This window comes from Neoroseomonas oryzicola (assembly GCF_012163135.1).
GTDB classification, from domain to species: Bacteria; Pseudomonadota; Alphaproteobacteria; order Acetobacterales; family Acetobacteraceae; genus Neoroseomonas; species Neoroseomonas oryzicola.
On the sequence record NZ_JAAVUP010000001.1, the window covers coordinates 761,279 to 776,019 of the forward strand.

General features: G+C 72.2%; 19 protein-coding genes and 1 tRNA gene. 8 read left to right on the top strand and 12 right to left on the bottom strand.

Translation table 11 applies throughout. The features are described 5' to 3' along the window. Nucleotides 1-51: 51 nt before the first annotated feature. Nucleotides 52-1,284 carry a CaiB/BaiF CoA transferase family protein gene (locus GWK15_RS03750; protein ID WP_168039175.1) on the top strand — a complete coding sequence of 411 codons (1,233 nt, stop codon included), beginning with the start codon at nucleotides 52-54 and terminating at the stop codon, nucleotides 1,282-1,284. A 74-nt stretch (nucleotides 1,285-1,358) separates the two neighbouring features. Here GWK15_RS03750 and GWK15_RS03755 read toward each other — a convergent pair whose 3' ends face one another. The 4 genes from GWK15_RS03755 to GWK15_RS03770 all read right to left on the bottom strand — a co-directional run bounded on the left by GWK15_RS03755 (nucleotide 1,359) and on the right by GWK15_RS03770 (nucleotide 4,347). Further along, nucleotides 1,359-1,835, bottom strand: a complete 477-nt coding sequence (locus tag GWK15_RS03755; RefSeq protein WP_168039177.1) for a protein-tyrosine phosphatase family protein — start codon at nucleotides 1,833-1,835, stop codon at nucleotides 1,359-1,361. Further along, the gene (locus tag GWK15_RS03760) at nucleotides 1,832-2,677 is read right to left on the bottom strand and encodes a c-type cytochrome (RefSeq protein WP_168039179.1); all 846 of its coding nucleotides are present in this window, start codon (nucleotides 2,675-2,677) and stop codon (nucleotides 1,832-1,834) included. The genes GWK15_RS03755 and GWK15_RS03760 overlap by 4 nt, the downstream gene beginning before the upstream one ends. A 114-nt stretch (nucleotides 2,678-2,791) precedes the next feature. Beyond that, nucleotides 2,792-3,673 (bottom strand): CDP-alcohol phosphatidyltransferase family protein, encoded by an 882-nt coding sequence (locus GWK15_RS03765; RefSeq protein ID WP_168039181.1) that lies wholly within the window; start codon nucleotides 3,671-3,673, stop codon nucleotides 2,792-2,794. Continuing rightward, nucleotides 3,670-4,347: a phosphatidylserine decarboxylase gene (locus GWK15_RS03770; RefSeq protein WP_168039183.1), complete on the bottom strand. Its 678-nt coding sequence runs from the start codon at nucleotides 4,345-4,347 to the stop codon at nucleotides 3,670-3,672. Before GWK15_RS03770 ends, GWK15_RS03765 begins: the two co-directional genes overlap by 4 nt. A 51-nt stretch (nucleotides 4,348-4,398) precedes the next feature. Between GWK15_RS03770 and GWK15_RS03775 the strand changes: the two genes are divergently transcribed. Continuing rightward, nucleotides 4,399-4,821, top strand: a complete 423-nt coding sequence (locus GWK15_RS03775; protein ID WP_168039185.1) for a hypothetical protein — start codon at nucleotides 4,399-4,401, stop codon at nucleotides 4,819-4,821. Here the strand turns inward: GWK15_RS03775 and GWK15_RS03780 are convergent. After that, nucleotides 4,818-5,585, bottom strand: a complete 768-nt coding sequence (locus tag GWK15_RS03780) for a hypothetical protein (RefSeq protein ID WP_168039187.1) — start codon at nucleotides 5,583-5,585, stop codon at nucleotides 4,818-4,820. The genes GWK15_RS03775 and GWK15_RS03780 overlap by 4 nt on opposite strands. 70 nt (nucleotides 5,586-5,655) lie before the next feature. Here GWK15_RS03780 and GWK15_RS03785 point away from each other — a divergent pair, with 70 nt between their 5' ends. Then, nucleotides 5,656-6,327: a cytochrome b/b6 domain-containing protein gene (locus tag GWK15_RS03785; RefSeq protein WP_168039189.1), complete on the top strand. Its 672-nt coding sequence runs from the start codon at nucleotides 5,656-5,658 to the stop codon at nucleotides 6,325-6,327. 10 nt (nucleotides 6,328-6,337) lie between these two features. Here GWK15_RS03785 and GWK15_RS03790 read toward each other — a convergent pair whose 3' ends face one another. Further along, a complete protein-coding gene (locus tag GWK15_RS03790) occupies nucleotides 6,338-6,781 on the bottom strand; it encodes a c-type cytochrome (protein WP_168039191.1) in 444 nt (147 codons plus the stop codon). Between the two features lie 161 nt (nucleotides 6,782-6,942). Between GWK15_RS03790 and GWK15_RS03795 the strand changes: the two genes are divergently transcribed. Next, nucleotides 6,943-7,019, top strand: a tRNA-Pro gene (locus GWK15_RS03795). A gap of 103 nt (nucleotides 7,020-7,122) precedes the next feature. Next, nucleotides 7,123-7,851: a winged helix-turn-helix domain-containing protein gene (locus GWK15_RS03800; protein ID WP_168039193.1), complete on the top strand. Its 729-nt coding sequence runs from the start codon at nucleotides 7,123-7,125 to the stop codon at nucleotides 7,849-7,851. Here GWK15_RS03800 and GWK15_RS03805 read toward each other — a convergent pair. Continuing rightward, a complete protein-coding gene (locus tag GWK15_RS03805; RefSeq protein WP_168039195.1) occupies nucleotides 7,848-8,474 on the bottom strand; it encodes an outer membrane beta-barrel protein in 627 nt (208 codons plus the stop codon). The two genes, GWK15_RS03800 and GWK15_RS03805, sit on opposite strands and share 4 nt — an antisense overlap. Nucleotides 8,475-8,614: 140 nt before the next feature. Beyond that, nucleotides 8,615-8,851 (bottom strand): DUF2842 domain-containing protein, encoded by a 237-nt coding sequence (locus GWK15_RS03810; protein WP_168039197.1) that lies wholly within the window; start codon nucleotides 8,849-8,851, stop codon nucleotides 8,615-8,617. 139 nt (nucleotides 8,852-8,990) lie between these two features. Between GWK15_RS03810 and GWK15_RS03815 the strand changes: the two genes are divergently transcribed. Both GWK15_RS03815 and GWK15_RS03820 read left to right on the top strand, forming a co-directional pair. Next, nucleotides 8,991-9,506: an adenine phosphoribosyltransferase gene (locus tag GWK15_RS03815; protein WP_168040252.1), complete on the top strand. Its 516-nt coding sequence runs from the start codon at nucleotides 8,991-8,993 to the stop codon at nucleotides 9,504-9,506. Next, a complete protein-coding gene (locus GWK15_RS03820) occupies nucleotides 9,469-11,460 on the top strand; it encodes an ATP-binding protein (RefSeq protein WP_168039199.1) in 1,992 nt (663 codons plus the stop codon). The genes GWK15_RS03815 and GWK15_RS03820 overlap by 38 nt, the downstream gene beginning before the upstream one ends. Nucleotides 11,461-11,470: 10 nt before the next feature. On the opposite strand, the gene GWK15_RS03825 is transcribed toward GWK15_RS03820, so the two are convergent. After that, complete coding sequence (locus GWK15_RS03825; RefSeq protein ID WP_168039201.1) at nucleotides 11,471-12,529, bottom strand: AbrB family transcriptional regulator; 1,059 nt, start codon at nucleotides 12,527-12,529, stop codon at nucleotides 11,471-11,473. A 102-nt stretch (nucleotides 12,530-12,631) separates the two neighbouring features. On the opposite strand from GWK15_RS03825, the gene GWK15_RS03830 reads away from it, so the two are divergent. Then, a complete protein-coding gene (locus tag GWK15_RS03830) occupies nucleotides 12,632-12,970 on the top strand; it encodes a hypothetical protein (protein WP_168039203.1) in 339 nt (112 codons plus the stop codon). 9 nt (nucleotides 12,971-12,979) lie between these two features. Here the strand turns inward: GWK15_RS03830 and GWK15_RS03835 are convergent, their stop codons facing one another. The 3 genes from GWK15_RS03835 to GWK15_RS03845 all read right to left on the bottom strand — a co-directional run bounded on the left by GWK15_RS03835 (nucleotide 12,980) and on the right by GWK15_RS03845 (nucleotide 14,647). After that, a complete protein-coding gene (locus tag GWK15_RS03835) occupies nucleotides 12,980-13,324 on the bottom strand; it encodes a flagellar biosynthesis regulator FlaF (protein ID WP_168039205.1) in 345 nt (114 codons plus the stop codon). After that, a complete protein-coding gene (locus GWK15_RS03840) occupies nucleotides 13,321-13,749 on the bottom strand; it encodes a flagellar biosynthesis repressor FlbT (RefSeq protein WP_168039207.1) in 429 nt (142 codons plus the stop codon). Before GWK15_RS03840 ends, GWK15_RS03835 begins: the two co-directional genes overlap by 4 nt. Before the next feature lie 67 nt (nucleotides 13,750-13,816). Continuing rightward, on the bottom strand, nucleotides 13,817-14,647 hold the full coding sequence (locus GWK15_RS03845) for a flagellin (RefSeq protein ID WP_168039209.1): 831 nt from the start codon (nucleotides 14,645-14,647) through the stop codon (nucleotides 13,817-13,819). Between the last annotated feature and the right edge of the window lie 94 nt (nucleotides 14,648-14,741).

Here is a 14,741-nt window from a genome sequence, read left to right on the forward strand (position 1 = left end):
AACGCGCCCCGCTGACGCATCTTCCGGCCCGCTTTACGGGAGTGGCATCCAATGGACGACACCGCGACAATCCCCGCCCAGGCGAGGCTCTCGCCCGGCGCGCTCGCGGGCCTGCGCGTGGTGGACCTGACGCGCGTGCTCGGCGGGCCCTACTGCACCATGGTGCTCTCCGACCACGGCGCCGAGGTCATCAAGCTCGAACCGCCGCAGGGCGACGAGGTGCGCGACTGGGGCCCGCCCTTCAACGCGGATGGCGATGCCTCCTATTTCGTCGGCGTGAACCGCAACAAGCGGTCGGTCGGCCTCGACCTGTCGAAGCCCGCGGGCAAGGAGGTGCTGCTGCGCCTGCTCGAAGGTGCCGACGTTCTGGTCGAGAACTTCAAGCCCGGATCGATGGAGAAGTGGGGCCTCGGCTACGAGGCCGTGCTGTCCAAGACGTTCCCGCGCCTGATCCATTGCCGCGTCTCCGGCTTCGGCGGCGAGGGCCCGCTCGGCGGCTTCCCCGGCTACGACGCCGTGCTGCAGGCGATGGTCGGGCTGATGTCGATCAACGGCACCGAGACCTCGGGGCCGACGCGCCTCGGCAACCCGATCGTCGACATCGCAACGGGGCTGTTCAGCACCATCGCGATCCTGATGGCGTTACATGAGCGCGAGAAGTCGGGCCGCGGCCAGTATTGCGACATGACTCTGCATGATTGCGGCATGGCGCTGCTGCATCCGCACGCCGCGAACTTCTTCCTATCGGGCAAGCGGCCGAAGGCGACGGGCAACCCGCACCCGAACCTCGCGCCCTATTCGAAGTTCACGACGAAGACCTGCGAGATCTTCGTCGCCGCCGGCAACGATCCGGCCTTCCGCAAGTTCTGCGAATTCCTCGGGATTCCGGAACTCGCGAAGGACGAGCGCTTCGCCACCAACGGCCAGCGCGTGATCAACCGCGACGCGCTGACCGAGGTGCTGAACGCCCGCTTCGCGAACGAGGACGGGCATGAGCTGACGCGCCGGATGCTCGCCGCCGGCCTGCCGGCCGGGCCGGTGCTGCATGTCGATGAGGCGATGGCCGCCGAGCACACCGCGTTCCGCAACATGGTCGCCGAGATCGGCGATTTCCGCGCGCTGAACACGCCGATCAAGCTGTCGCGCACGCCGGGCGGGGCGCGGAGCCAGCCGCCACGCTTCAACCAGCATGGGCGCGAGGTGCTGCTGGCGCGCGGGTTCTCCGAGGAGGAGATCGCGGCGCTGGAGAATGACGGCGTGATCGTGGGCGCGCGCCGGAAGTAAGGGCGGGACCGGAGAGGGGCGCGGCCCCTCTCCAGACCTCTCCCCGCCAAAGGCCTAAGGGCCTTTGGAAACCCCTACGTATCGGTGTCCAGAGGCCCTTCGGCCTCTGGTGGGGTGGTCCGGAGGGGCGACGCCCCTCCGGCACCGAACCCCCGCACCAGGGCTTCCTGCGCCGGCGTTTCGATCGCCTCGGCGTCGTAGCGGGCCCGTAGCCACGCCACTGGATCGCCCTCGCTCGCCCCGGCCATCTGGGCCAGGCACGCCAGCGCCATCCCCGTCCGCCCAAGCCCGGCCCGGCAGCCGACATGGAAGGCGTCCTGCGGCCGCGCCTGCATCGCCGCCAGCATCGCCTGCAGCACGGCGCGCAGCGCAGCCGGGTCCGGCACGCCGAAATCCGGCACGTCCAGCCGCCATTCGGCTTCAGCCGCGCGCACGGCGCGGGCCTCGAGGCACAGTCCCCGCGCGCGCGGCGGGATGGCGTCGAAGGGTCCGCCGGTGATGCGGACCTCCTGCCCGTTCACGCGCAGACGCAATTCGCCGCGCAGCGTCACGGCTGGGCGGGCAGCGACCGCAGATAGGCCACGATGTCGGCGAGGTCGCGCGCGTCCACCCGCGCATAATAGCCGTATCCCATCGGCGGGAAGAGTTGCCGCCCATCCGCCGCCACGCCGGTGGTGACGGCGCGTACGATCTGCGCGTCGGTCCAGCCGCCGATCCCGTGGTCGCGGTTGGGAGTGATGTTGCGCGCGACCGAGGTGCCCCAGGGCCCGGTGAAGGGCTGCCCGCCCTGCCCCGTGCGCGACCAGTCGCGATGGCCCGCCGGGGTCATGGGCGTGTGGCAGTCGATGCAATGCCCGATCGGCCCGGCCAGGTAGCGCCCGCGGGAGACCGGGTCATCCGCCGGCCCCGGCACGTTCGCGACCGGCGGGCCGTAGTTCGGCGGCAGCGGGATGCGGTACTCGCTGGCCGGCACGGCGTTGCGCACGGCCGGCACGGTGCGCAGGTAGGCGACCATGGCCGCGAGGTCGGCGTCCGAGATGCCGCGGTAGAGCTCGATCGGCATGGGCGGGCCGATGGTGCGCCCGTCCGGGCGGATGCCTTCGCGGATCGCGCGCGCGATCTGCGCGTCGGTCCAGCGCCCGATGCCGGTCTCGGGGTCGGGCGTGATGTTGGAGGCGACGGCGCGGAAGGGCTGTTCGTCGAAGACCGTGCCGCCCGCGAGGTTCATCCCCGGCAGGTCGCCCTGCGGGCCCTTCGGCGTATGGCAGTTGCCGCAGCCCGCGATGCCCTCGACCAGGTAGCGGCCGCGGGCGACCGGGTCGGTCTGCGCCATGGCCGGCAGGGCCAGCACCACCAGGACCGCCGCGAGGACAGCGCTACGGAAACGACGCATTGGGGGAACTCCTCCGGGCGCGCCGAAGCGCCGCCCCGTGGCGCTCGGCCGCCGGAACGATGCGCCGGCACGCGGCGCACGCCAAGCGTCATTCTCACGACAGTGTGAGCAGCGTCACGCTGCGCCGGAGCGCGGCCCCTCGGCGACGACGACGGGTTCGAGCAGGCTCTCGGCCTCCCGCTTCAGGCGCAGGTAGGACCGCACCGAGAAGGGCAGCATGCCGAGGTAGATGATCCCGGCCATGGCGAGCGCCGCCCAGGGCTCGGCCAGCAGCAGCGCGACGAAAAGGCCGGACCCGAGCAGCAGCGGCAGCACGAAGCTGCTCGGCACCTTGAAGTTCTTGAAGGACCAGGTCGGCAGGGTGCTGATGCACAGCGTCGCGACCGTCACCAGCACCAGCCCGACGAAGACCGGGTGCCGCGCCGCGGAGGCCAGGATCTCCCAGCCCGCCTGTTGGAACCACAGGCCCAGGAACAGCGGGAACAGAACGCAGCCCGCCCCGGCCGGCGCCGGCACGCCGGTGAAGAAATTGTAGGTGTAGGCCGGCTTGACCGTCGGCCCGACATCGAGCGCGGCGTTGAACCGCGCGAGCCGCAGCGACATGCACACCGCGAAGATCAGGCAGGGCGCGAAGCCCAGCGCGCGGTAGTCCTGCATCGACCAGAAGAACAGGATGAAGGCCGGCGCCACGCCGAAGCAGAGGAAATCCGACAGGCTGTCGAACTCGGCCCCGAAGCGGGACGTGGCCTTGAGCAGCCGCGCGAGCCGCCCGTCCAGCCCGTCGATCACCCCGGCGACGAGGATCAGCACCGCCGCCTGCTCGAAGCGGCCCTCATAGGCGAAGCGGATCGAGACCAGGCCGCAGCACAGCCCGAGCATCGTCATGATGTTCGGGATCAGCCGGTTGAAGGATTGTCCCTCGAAGCGCGGGCGGGTGCGCGGGCGGAAGCGGCCGCGCAGCCGCCGCACGCGTCCGTCGGCGCCGTTGCCGCTCATGTGGCGCCGAGGTCGGCGAGGACGGTCTCGCCGCCGATCATGGTCTGGCCGAGGCTCACCAAGGGCTGCACTCCGGGCGGCAGGTAGACGTCGGTGCGGCTGCCGAAGCGGATGATACCGAAGCGATCGCCGGCATGCACGACATCCCCGACCTTGGCGTCGGACAGGATGCGCCGCGCGACCAGGCCCGCGATCTGCACCACCGCGAGGTCGCGCCCGTCCGGCAGCGCCAGGGCGATGGCGTTGCGCTCGTTCTCGGTGCTCGCCTTGTCGAGGTTGGCGCTGAGGAACTGCCCGTGACGGTAGGAGACGCGCATCACCGTGCCGTCCGCCGGCATGCGGTTCACATGGACGTCGAGCACCGAGAGGAAGATCGCCACGCGCCAGCGCGGCGCGTCGCCGAGGCCGAGTTCCTCGGGGGCGGGCACCTGCACGATGCTGACCACCTTGCCGTCGGCCGGCGCGATCACGAGGCCCGGTCGTGGCGGCGGGAAGCGTTCCGGGTCGCGGAAGAAGTACAGGCAGAAGCCGACGAAGAGCACGCCGAGCCAGAACAGCCAGTGGCCGAGCAGCACGAGGCCGAGCAGCGCCGCGACGGCCCCGCCGATCAGGAAGGGCCGCCCGGCCGGATGCGGCGGGGCGAGCACGAGGCGAAGGCTGTGTCCGAGGGCCATGATGGGCGCGGTTATGGTGTCTTCACCCTTCCGCGGCAAGTTCGGGCCGCCATGGACACCATTGCCCTCGGGCCCTTTTCTGTCACGCCGGACGGCGCGCTGCTGCCGCGCGCGCCGGATGCGGCGCCCGCGCTGGACTTCGCCTGGCGTGGGCGGCGCTGCACGGCACGCCTCGCGCCGGATGGGATGCGGATCGCGGCGGATGCGGCGCGCATACCCTCGACGGCCGATCCGGGCGCGGACCGTCGGCGCGCCTTCGATGCCGCGGCCCGGCTGCCCGGGCGGCTGCCGGCCGGCTGGCGGGCGCGGCTGACGCCGGACCACCGCATCCGCGTCGAGACCTCCGCCCCGCTGCGCGCCCCGGCCAATGCGACGGCGCTGGTCGCGGCGCTGGTGCGCTTCGTGCTCGCGCTCGATCCCTATCTCGACGGGCTCGAGGCCGAAGGCGCGGCCTGGACCCCGCCCGCCGCCTAGCGCAGCAGCCAGGCCAGCCCGATCGCGGGCAGCGCCGCGATCGCGGCACCCAGCCAGGCCACCCGTCGCGGCAAGCGCCCGCCCACCAGCGGCCCCGCAAGCAAGGCCAGCGCGGGTGCCGCTGCCGCAGCGATATCGGCCGGCGCTGCCCTCGCGACCATTGGCACCGCCGCCACCCCGGCCAGGCACACGGCCAGCGGCAGCCGCGCGGCCGAGCCAAGCCCTGCCCGCACCACTGCCGCCCCCAGCACGGCCCCCAGCCCCGCCAGCGCGAATGCCGCCTGCGGGCCGCGCGCCGCGGCGGCCATCAGCCCCGCGGCCAGTGCCGCCCAGGCCCAGCCCATGGGCCCCATCGCCGTCCCGCGCCACCAGGCAAGGCCCATGCCCGCCAGCAGCGCCAGCGCGACGGACGCGGCCTGCAGCAGGGTCGCCGGGTGCAGCGGCGCGCCGGCCATCCACCAGGCACCGCCCAGCAGGCCCAGTGCGACGCCGGCGAGCCGGGCGGCACGATGGCGCAGGCTGGCCAGCCCGCCCGCCGCCAGGCCGATGGCGGCGAGCAGCGGCAGCCGCTCGGCCAATTGCCGCGGCGTGGCGTTGATGATGCCGAGGACCGCCACGAACCCCGCCGTCAGTCCGATCCCGGCCGCCGCGGCGGCAAGTCGTTCCCGCTTCGCCAGCCTTGCGATGCCGGCGACCGCGAAGGCGACCACCGCCGCCGCCACCATGCCGCGCAGCATCGGTGGCAGGAGATCAAATCCCGTCATGACGCCCTCCCCGGCGCCTTCGCGCCTCGCCGCACCCCTGGCACGCTGCCCGCGGGCGCGGAGGCGACGCATGGCGGACGGCACGGTGACGGTGAAGGTCTGGGATGGCTGGGTGCGGCTGTTCCACTGGTCGACCGTGCTGCTCCTGATCGCATCCTATGTGACCGCGAAACTGCGTTGGATCGAGTGGCACATGCTCTCCGGCGGGTTGCTGCTCGGCCTGGTGCTGTTCCGGCTGGCCTGGGGCTTCGTCGGATCGGAGACGGCGCGATTTTCGCAGTTCCTCGCCGGCCCACGCGCGGCGATGCGGCATTTCGCCTCGCTGCGCCGGGGTGCGGAGGCCGAGCCGCATCCCGGCCACAACCCTGCCGGAGGCTGGATGGTGATGGCACTGCTCGGCCTGCTGCTGGTGCAGGGCTCGACCGGACTGTTCTCGGACGATGCGGAACTCCATCGCGGCGCCTTCGCCGACTGGATCGGCTACGACGCAAGCCAGGTGGCGAGCGCCTGGCACCAGCGCCTGTTCGACCTGCTGCTGATCGCGATCGGCCTGCATGTGGCGGCCATCGCGGTCTACCGAGTCGCGTTCGGGAGGCGCCTGGTCCGCGCCATGATCACCGGCCGGACCGCGATGCCGGCCGGCACGACGCCACCGCGCGGCGGGAACCGGGTGCTGGGCGCCCTGCTCCTCGCCGCATCGATGGCGCTCGGCGTCTACCTGTGGCGGCTGTCGCTGTTCTGACGCCGCGCCGTCACTGCCGCTGCGGCAGCCGGAAGCGGTCGTGGCAGGCGTTGCAGGTGTTGGACGTGGCCTGGAAGGCCGCGGTCAACGCCGCGCGGTCGCCTGCATTCGCTGCGGCGATCATCGCGTTTGCACCCTGAATGAGCGAGGCGCCGTAGGCATCGAAGGCGGCGCGATCGGTCCAGATCTCGGGGCGCGCGCGATCGTCGTCGCGATCGCTGCCGGGCGGGAAAAGCGCCAGCTTGCGCTGCGCGGTCGCCAGCACCGCCTCGGCGGGCTGCAGTGCCGAACGCACCTCGCCATTGCCCTGCACGACCGGCGCGATGGCGCGCATCGCCTGGATCTGCTGGCGCATCAGCGCGCGGCGTTCCGCGCTGAGATCCTGCTGCGCCGCCGCGCTGCCCATGCCGAGCCCCAGGATTCCGATCCCGGCCAGCCACATTCCTGTCCGCATGCAATATCCCCCGCTGCGTTCCCGCGTCGTTCGACGCAGGCGGAAGGTGACCCTGACATTGCAATTCTGCAATGGCGGGTGACAAAGTCTCATTCGCACCCCGGCTTGCGGCCCCCTGGGTCTGCCGCTATATGGCCGCCTCCGCGGCGCCGACACGGCGACGGAGTGTAGCTCAGCCTGGTAGAGCACTGTGTTCGGGACGCAGGGGCCGGAGGTTCGAATCCTCTCACTCCGACCAGTTCCGGTCGCGCCGCGGAATTCCCTTTCTTCGACAAATTGTCGCGTTCCTCGAGGCGCCGGTTAACCGCGTCTTGAGCGCCGCCGCGCGATGATCGCCGCGGATGACCGCGAGCGACGTCCATGCGATGCGACCGGGGGTGCTCCTGGCCGGCGGGCCGGACCAGGCGGCGCTGTCGCGCTCGCTCGCCGCCGCCGGATTCGCGGTGCGGCCGCAGGCAGGATTCGACGAATCGGCACTGACCGGCTCGGCGCCGCCCGATGCGCTGCTGCTTCCCGCCCCGCTGCTCGGCACCGCCCTGCCCGACCGGCTGCGCAGCCTGCGCACGCGGCATCCGGCGCTGGTGATCGGCCTGACCGGCGCGCGGCCGGAACCGCTCGAGGAGATCGTCGCACTCGAACTCGGCGCGGATGTCGTCGCGACGGCGCGGACGCCGGCGCGCCTGATTGTCGCGCGGCTGCGCGGGGCGCTGCGTCGCGTCGGCGCCGCGGCGCGCCCACCGTCGCCGCCCGGCACGACGGACCAGGCCCCGATCGGCGCCGGCCTCGTTCTCGACCTCGCGGAGCGTGCCGCGCGGCGCGCCGACGGAACGCGCGTGCCGCTGACGCGAGCCGAGGCAGCGACCCTCGCTTTGCTCGCCATGGCGCGCGGGCGGACGGTGACGCGGGAGAGGATCTCGCAGGAGGTGCTGGAGCGCGCCTGGTCCTACGAGGATCGCAGCGTCGACAACCTGGTGCTCGGCCTGCGGCGGAAGCTCGGCATCGATCGCGACTTCGGCCCGATCCGCACCGTCCGCAACGCGGGCTATCGGCTGGTGGACGGCTCCGCCTAACGCCCGCCGGTCGAGAAATGCCAGACCACGCCCGCGGTGACGCGCCAGGATTCCATCTTGTTCGTCCCGGTCGGCACCGAATAGGTCGCATCCAGCCTGAGCGCGAGGTTGCGGGAGACGAAGCCCTCGGCGCCGAGGCCGATCGCGGGCACCAGGCTCCAATCCGCGCCGGGGGCGTTGCCGCCCTGCACAACCTCGAAGTTCTGGCGCGGGATGGTCAGGCCGGCGCGGAGGTAGAGCAGGCTCGCGCGGTCCGGCATGATGCCGATGCGGCCATAGAGGCCGAACTCGTTCCTCAGCCGCGCGCGGTACTCGACGCCGAGCGCCATCAGTCGGCTGGTGACGTTGTAGGGAACCATGAACTCGCCCTCGACGCCGGCATAGGTCTGATCGCCGATCATCGCGCCCCAGCCGCCGCGGATGCCGAAGATCGGCCCGTCGCCGCCCTGGTCGACGAACTTCGCTGCGGGATGCGTCGAGGTCGCGGGGAACTCGACGGTGGAATCGATCAGCGCGACGCCGGCGAAGGCGCCCAGGTGGAAGCCGGAGAAGCGGCTTTCCTCCGCGCGCGCCGCGGGCGCGGTGGCGAGGATGGCGACGGCGGCGAGCAGCGCCGAAACCATTTCTTTAACTTTTCCCGTCATGATGATCTCTCCCGATGGGACGAGGCATCACCTGACGGGATGGACGTAAACGGGACGTTAACGTCCTGACGAAGCCGACATTCCCGACATGGCGGGAATGCGCGGTCGTGCTTGAGCGCTCAGCGCATGGCCCAGACGATCAGCCGCTTCGCCGGCCACACCCACGCCACGCCCGCCACCGCGTAGAAGACGAGTTCCAAGGTCCAGTGCAGCTCGTGCACCAGGTCGGACAGCAGCAGCACCAGCGCGACATAGGCGAGGAAGCCGGCAAGCCCGGCGAGGACGGCGATCGAGGAGCGCGACATGCCCCCCATCTGCCCCGTCCCGCGGCCCGCGCCAAGACTGTCAACGAACATGGACAGACGCGATGTCAATCTTCTAATCTCGGCGCAGGAAGGCTAGCCAACTGCCGGCCCACCGCGCGGCCCTCCCGGGACGACGCGGACGCATCCTCATCAAAGAAGACCGGCAGCGACGAACGTGACCACCGACACCATCGACCTCAAGGCCCATATCCGGGGCATCCCGGATTTCCCCAAGCCCGGCATCCTCTTCTACGACATCTCGACGCTGCTCCGGCACGGCCCGGCCTGGCGCGAAGCCATGGCGCGGCTGGCGGACAAGATCCGCCCGCACAAGCCGGATCTTCTCGCCGGCATCGAGAGCCGCGGCTTCCTCGTCGCGGCGCCGCTCGCGCTCGAACTTGGCCTCGGCTTCATCATGCTGCGCAAGCCGCGCAAGCTGCCGGGGCTGACCATCGGGCTGAACTACGCGCTGGAATACGGCACCGACCGTATCGAGATGCAGGCGGACGCCGTGCAGAAGGGCCAGAGGGTCGTGCTCCTCGACGACCTGCTCGCGACGGGCGGGACCATGGCGGCAGGCATCAACCTGCTGCGCCAGTCGGGGGCCGAGGTGCCGTGTGCGGCCGCGCTCATCGAGCTCACCTTCCTTGGCGGAAGGAACCGGCTCGATGTCCCGTTCGAAGCCCTCGTCGCCTACGACGAATAGCGCCGAGGCGCCCGCCCCCGCGCCGTTCCGCGACGCGCTCGCGGCCGCCGTCGCGGCCGCGCCGACCGGCATCGTGGTGTCCGACCCGAACCGGCCGGACTGCCCGATCGTCTACGCCAACCCGGCCTTCCACCGCATCACGGGCTACGGACCGGCCGAGGTGATCGGGCGCAACTGCCGCTTCCTGCAGGGCCCGGCGACCGACCCGGCATCGGTGCACGCGATCCGCCGCGCCATGGCCGAGCGCCGGCCCGTCGACGTCGAGATCGTGAACTACCGCCGCGACGGCACGCGCTTCGTCAACGAGTTGCACATCTCCCCGGTCTTCGCGGCCGACGGACGGCTCGACTACTTCTTCGGCATCCAGCACGACGTGACGGCGCGGGTGCGCCTGGCCCAGGCGACGCAGCGCGCCCGCCGCGCGGCCGAGAAGGCCAGCGCGGAGAAGAGCGATTTCCTCGCCTTCATGTCGCACGAGATCCGCACCCCGATGAACGGGGTGATGGGCACCGTCTCCCTGCTGCTCGACACCACGCTCGACGCCGAGCAGCGCGCCTATGCCGAGACCGCGCGCCGCTGCGGGGAGACGTTGCTGCACACGGTCAACGAGATGCTCGACCTGTCGCGCATCGAGGCCGGGCGCCTGGCGCTCGAGGCGATCCCCTTCGACCTCGCCCGACCGGTGACCGAGGTGCTCGACCTGCTCGGCCCCGCCGCGGCGGAGAAGGGCATCCGCCTGTCGGCGAGCATCGATCCGCTGCTGCCCGCGCGGCTGGTGGGCGATCCGCAGCGGCTGCGCCAGGTGCTGCTGAATCTCGCGGACAATGCGGTGAAGTTCACGCCCTCGGGCGGCGTCGGGCTGCGGGTGGAACGCGCGGATGCCGAAGGGCGCGTGCGCTTCGTCGTCGCCGACACCGGCATCGGCATCCCGCCCGAGGTGCAGCGCCGGCTGTTCCGGCGCTTCACCCAGGGGGCCACGGACACCGCACGGCGCTTCGGCGGATCGGGGCTGGGGCTGATGATCTGCCGGCAATTGGTGGGGCTGATGGGCGGGCGGATCACGCTGACCTCGACGCCCGGCAAGGGCTCGGTCTTCGCCTTCGAGATCGGGCTGCCGGCCGTCGCGGAATCCGGCCGGCCGCCCTCGACGCTGCTGCCGCGGCCGGTCGCGGCGGCGCGCGGGGCGGCGACGGCGGCGCGCGGGCGCATCCTCCTCGCCGAGGATGGCGAGGCGAACCAGCTCGTCGCCGCGGCGATCCTGCGCAAGGCCGGCTATGCGGTGGACCTGGCGCGGGATGGGGAGGAGGCGCTCGGCATGGCGCGCACCGCCGCCTACGACCTGGTGCTGATGGATGTGCGGATGCCGCGCATGGACGGCTTCGCCGCGACGGCGGCGATCCGCGCCCTGCCCGGCGCGGCGGGCCGGGTTCCGATCATCGCCATGACCGCCTCGGCGATGGCGGGGGACCGCGATCGGTGCATCGGCGCCGGGATGGACGGGCACCTCGCCAAGCCCACCGACCGCGCGACGCTGCTCGGCGCGGTCGAGGAGGCGCTGGACGCCCGCCCGCGCCGGCCGCGCGCGGTCGGGCCGATGGAGGAGCCGCATTCGGCCCCGGCCCTGCTCGACCTCGCGACGCTGGACGAGTTGCGCAGCGCGGTCGGGCCCGGGCGCCTGCCCCGGCTGATCGGCGTCTTCGCCGAGGAGACGCGCGCGCGGCTCGCGCGGCTGGCCGGGACCGAGGATCTCGCGGCGATCGAGGAGGAGGCGCATGGCCTGAAATCGGCCGCCGGCACCTTCGGCGCCGCGGCGTTGCGCCAGGCGGCGGAGGCGCTCGAGACCGCCTGCGTCACGCAGGACAGCGCGGCGGCGCTCGCGCTGCGCGACACGCTGCCCCGGCTGGTCGAACGGAGCCTCGCCGCCTATCCGCTGCGGATGTCGGGCGGGGCCTAGAGCCGCCGCGTCAGCGCCACAGGCCGAGCGCGACCCCGGCCCGCCAGAGCGGCCCGACCAGCAGGTTGCACATGATGGTGCGGATCAGGTGGAAGCCGAGCACCAGCGGCACGGCGAGGTCGAGCGCCTTCGCCGTCACAGCCATTTCCGGCATGCCGCCCGGCGCCATGCCGAGGACCACCGCGACCGGCGGCAGCCCCGCCGCCCAGCCGATCAGCAGCCCGAGCATCGCGAGCAGCAGGGAGATGGCGACCGCCGAGACCACCCCCGCCAGCGCCTGCCGCCGCGGCCCGCCGCCCAGCGCCTGCGGCGTCAGCCGCAGCCCCAGGCTCGCGCCCATAGCGACCTGCGCCAGGTCGACCATCCAGCGCGGGATGGAAGACGGCAGCCAGCCGAACCCGGACAGCGCCATGCTGAACAGACAGGGCGCGAGCATCGCCGCATTGGCAAGCCCCGCCTTCGCGCCGAGCACCGCGATCCCGACGCCCCCCGCGAGCAGCAGCACCAGCCCACCCCAGGCGACCGGGGGCAGGACGGAAGTGAAGGCTTCGTCCCGCGCGCCGTGGGCAAAGAGCGCGATGAGCGGCGGGAAGGTCAGCACCACCGTTGCCATGCGCAGCGTCTGGGACAGCGTCGCCGCCCCGACATTGGCCCCCGCGCGCTGCGCCAGCACCGCCATGGTCAGGATGCCGCCGGGGATCGCCGCGTAATAGGCTGTGCGCAGGTCCGTCCCGGCCATGCGGCGATACAGCGGGATGACCGCGACGCCTGCTGCAATGGAGGCCATGCCGCCGACCAGGATCGCCGGCAGCGAGGCCGCCACCGCCGCCATGACCGGCGCGGTGAAGGTCTGCCCCAGCCCGAGCCCCAGCACCATGAGACCCGCCGGCCGCAACAGCCCCGGCACCGCCGCCACGCCGCGCCAGCCGAGATAGGCGGAGGCGAGCATCGCCCCGATCATCCAGCCGAGCGGCACGTGCAGGACATGCAGCAGCGCCCCGCCCATCAGCGCGAGCAGCGCTGTGCGGATGTAGTCCTCGGCGCGGGGGGTGAAGGTCTTTTCGGTCACGCGGTCGATCCCGATACGCCCGGAAGCGCGCGCCGGTCAAAGCCCCGTGAGATCAATCCTTCCTTCACGTTCGTCGCGCAGTTTGGAGCAGGAGCCTTCGCCATGAATGCCGACCTCGCCTCCTCGATCCGTCCTGTCGCCGAACCGGCCCGCGCCGCGCGGGCCGTGGTCGCCGCGGCCGCATCCGATGCGGCGGTGCCGGCGGTGGCGCCCGTCACGCCCAATCCGCGGCTGCGGCTCGATGCGCCGCTCGGCATGGTGGTGATCGAATTCCGCGACGCCGGCGGCGATGTCGCGAACACCATCCCGACGCCGCGGCAGATCGCGGCCTATCGCGCCGCCGTGGTGTCGGATGCGCCGGTGCCGGTTGGCATCCGCGAACGCCAGGCGCCAACGCCCGCAGCCGAGCCCGCACCCGAGGCGCCGCCCCCGCGCGACTGACCAGCGCGTTCAGCCGCGGCCGGCCAGTCCTGCCGCGACCTGGTCGTTCACTTCGATGAGGAAGGAGAGATCGGGGTCCGTCCCGTCCATCTCCCGCTGCACGGCGCGGCCGAGAGAGATCAGCCCCGCCCGCACGGGCGGCGGCAGCCGGTTCGCGGGATCCGCCAGCGCGGTTTCCACCGCCAGCCAGAGCCGCCGATTGTCGGCAACGGCACGGGTGCGCGCCGCGCCTTCCTGCGCGGAGGCCGCGCGCAGCCCGCCGGTGACGCGGCGGAACACATCCGCTTCCTGCTCGCGCGGGTCGAGTGCGGCGCGCGTCGCGCCATAGGCGCGGGCGATGTCGGCGAGGGTCACGCTTCGTCCTCCTCCCGCGTTGCGCCGGCGGGCAGCACTCCCATCACCACATCCTCATGCCGCATGACGCGGCGGACGAGCTTCAGCGCGGAGTAGCACTCGTCGGCCTCGGCGGCGGCGAGCGCGCGGTCGAGCAGGTCGCGCGCGAGGGTGGAGGTGGTCGCCGCCTGGAAATCGCCGATCAGGCGGCGCGCGGCGGTCAGGCCGGCCTCGCGTTCGTCCTCGTCGCCGATATAGGCGGTCTGGAGCGCGAAATAGATGCGGCGGGACGGCGTGTTCGCCGCCTCCGGCGTCATCAACTGCTTGCCGAAGAGGAAGCGGGCCTTGGCGGTCAGCTCGATCCGCGTACGGTTGCGGAAACGGATCGGCGCGCCGTTGACGACCATCAGGTCGCCCTGTCGGAGTTCGAGCACGAGCGTGGACATCCTGTCCTCCCGGCGGGGTGGGGGTGGTGCGGCGCCGGTCATGCCGGCCGGCGCCGCGACCGGGAGATCAGCGGAAGAGGCTGAGGAGCGTCTGCGGCGCCTGGTTCGCGATCGACAGCGCCTGGGTGCCGAGCTGCTGGCGGATCTGCAGCGACTGCAGCCGCGCCGATTCCTTCGCGAGGTCGGCGTCGATCAGCGCGCCGAGGCCCGCTTCCAGCGCGTCCGCCTTGTCCTTGTTGTAGGTCATCTGGTTGTCGATATAGCGGCTGTCGCTGCCGAAGGTGTTCAGCGCGTCGCTGATGGCGGACTGCACCGTCTCGAAGTCGCCGCCCGAACCAAGGGCGGTCTGCGCCGAGGCCGCGTCGGTCGGCGCCGCCGCGACCACCAGCGTGCCCGCGCCGTCCACTGCCGTCAGCGTGTAGGTGGTGCCGCTCTCGTTGCGGGTCGTGGCGATGTCGCCGCCGGCCGGCGCGGTGGTCGAAAGCAGGGTACGGCCGTTGTAGGTGGCGTCCGTGATGAAGTTCTGGATCTGCGTGCGCAGCGCCGTGTACTGCGCCTCGTACTGCGCGCGCTGGTCGGTGTTCAGCGTGTCGTCGGCAAGGCGCACCAGCGTCTCGCGCACCTTCACCATGGTCTCGGAGACCTTGTTCAGGCCCGAGAGCGCGGTGTCGAGGATGCCCTTCACGCCGCCCAGCTGCTCGTTCGCGGCGGTCAGGCCCGCGACGTCGGCGCGCACCGACTGCGCGACCGCGAAGGCCGCACCGTCGTCCTTCGCGTCGTTGACGCGCAGGCCGGTCGAGATGCGCTTCTGGGTGACGTTCAGCGCCTCATTCGTGCGATTGAGGGACTGCAGCGCCACCATGGCGCCGACATTGGTGTTGACGGAGTTGAGAGACATCGGGGTCTTCCCCTGGATCCGGTGGCCCCCGCGGTCTTGACCGAGGCAGGGGCCGGGTTGCGCGCCGCGTCTTGCGGTGTCGTGGACGAGAATG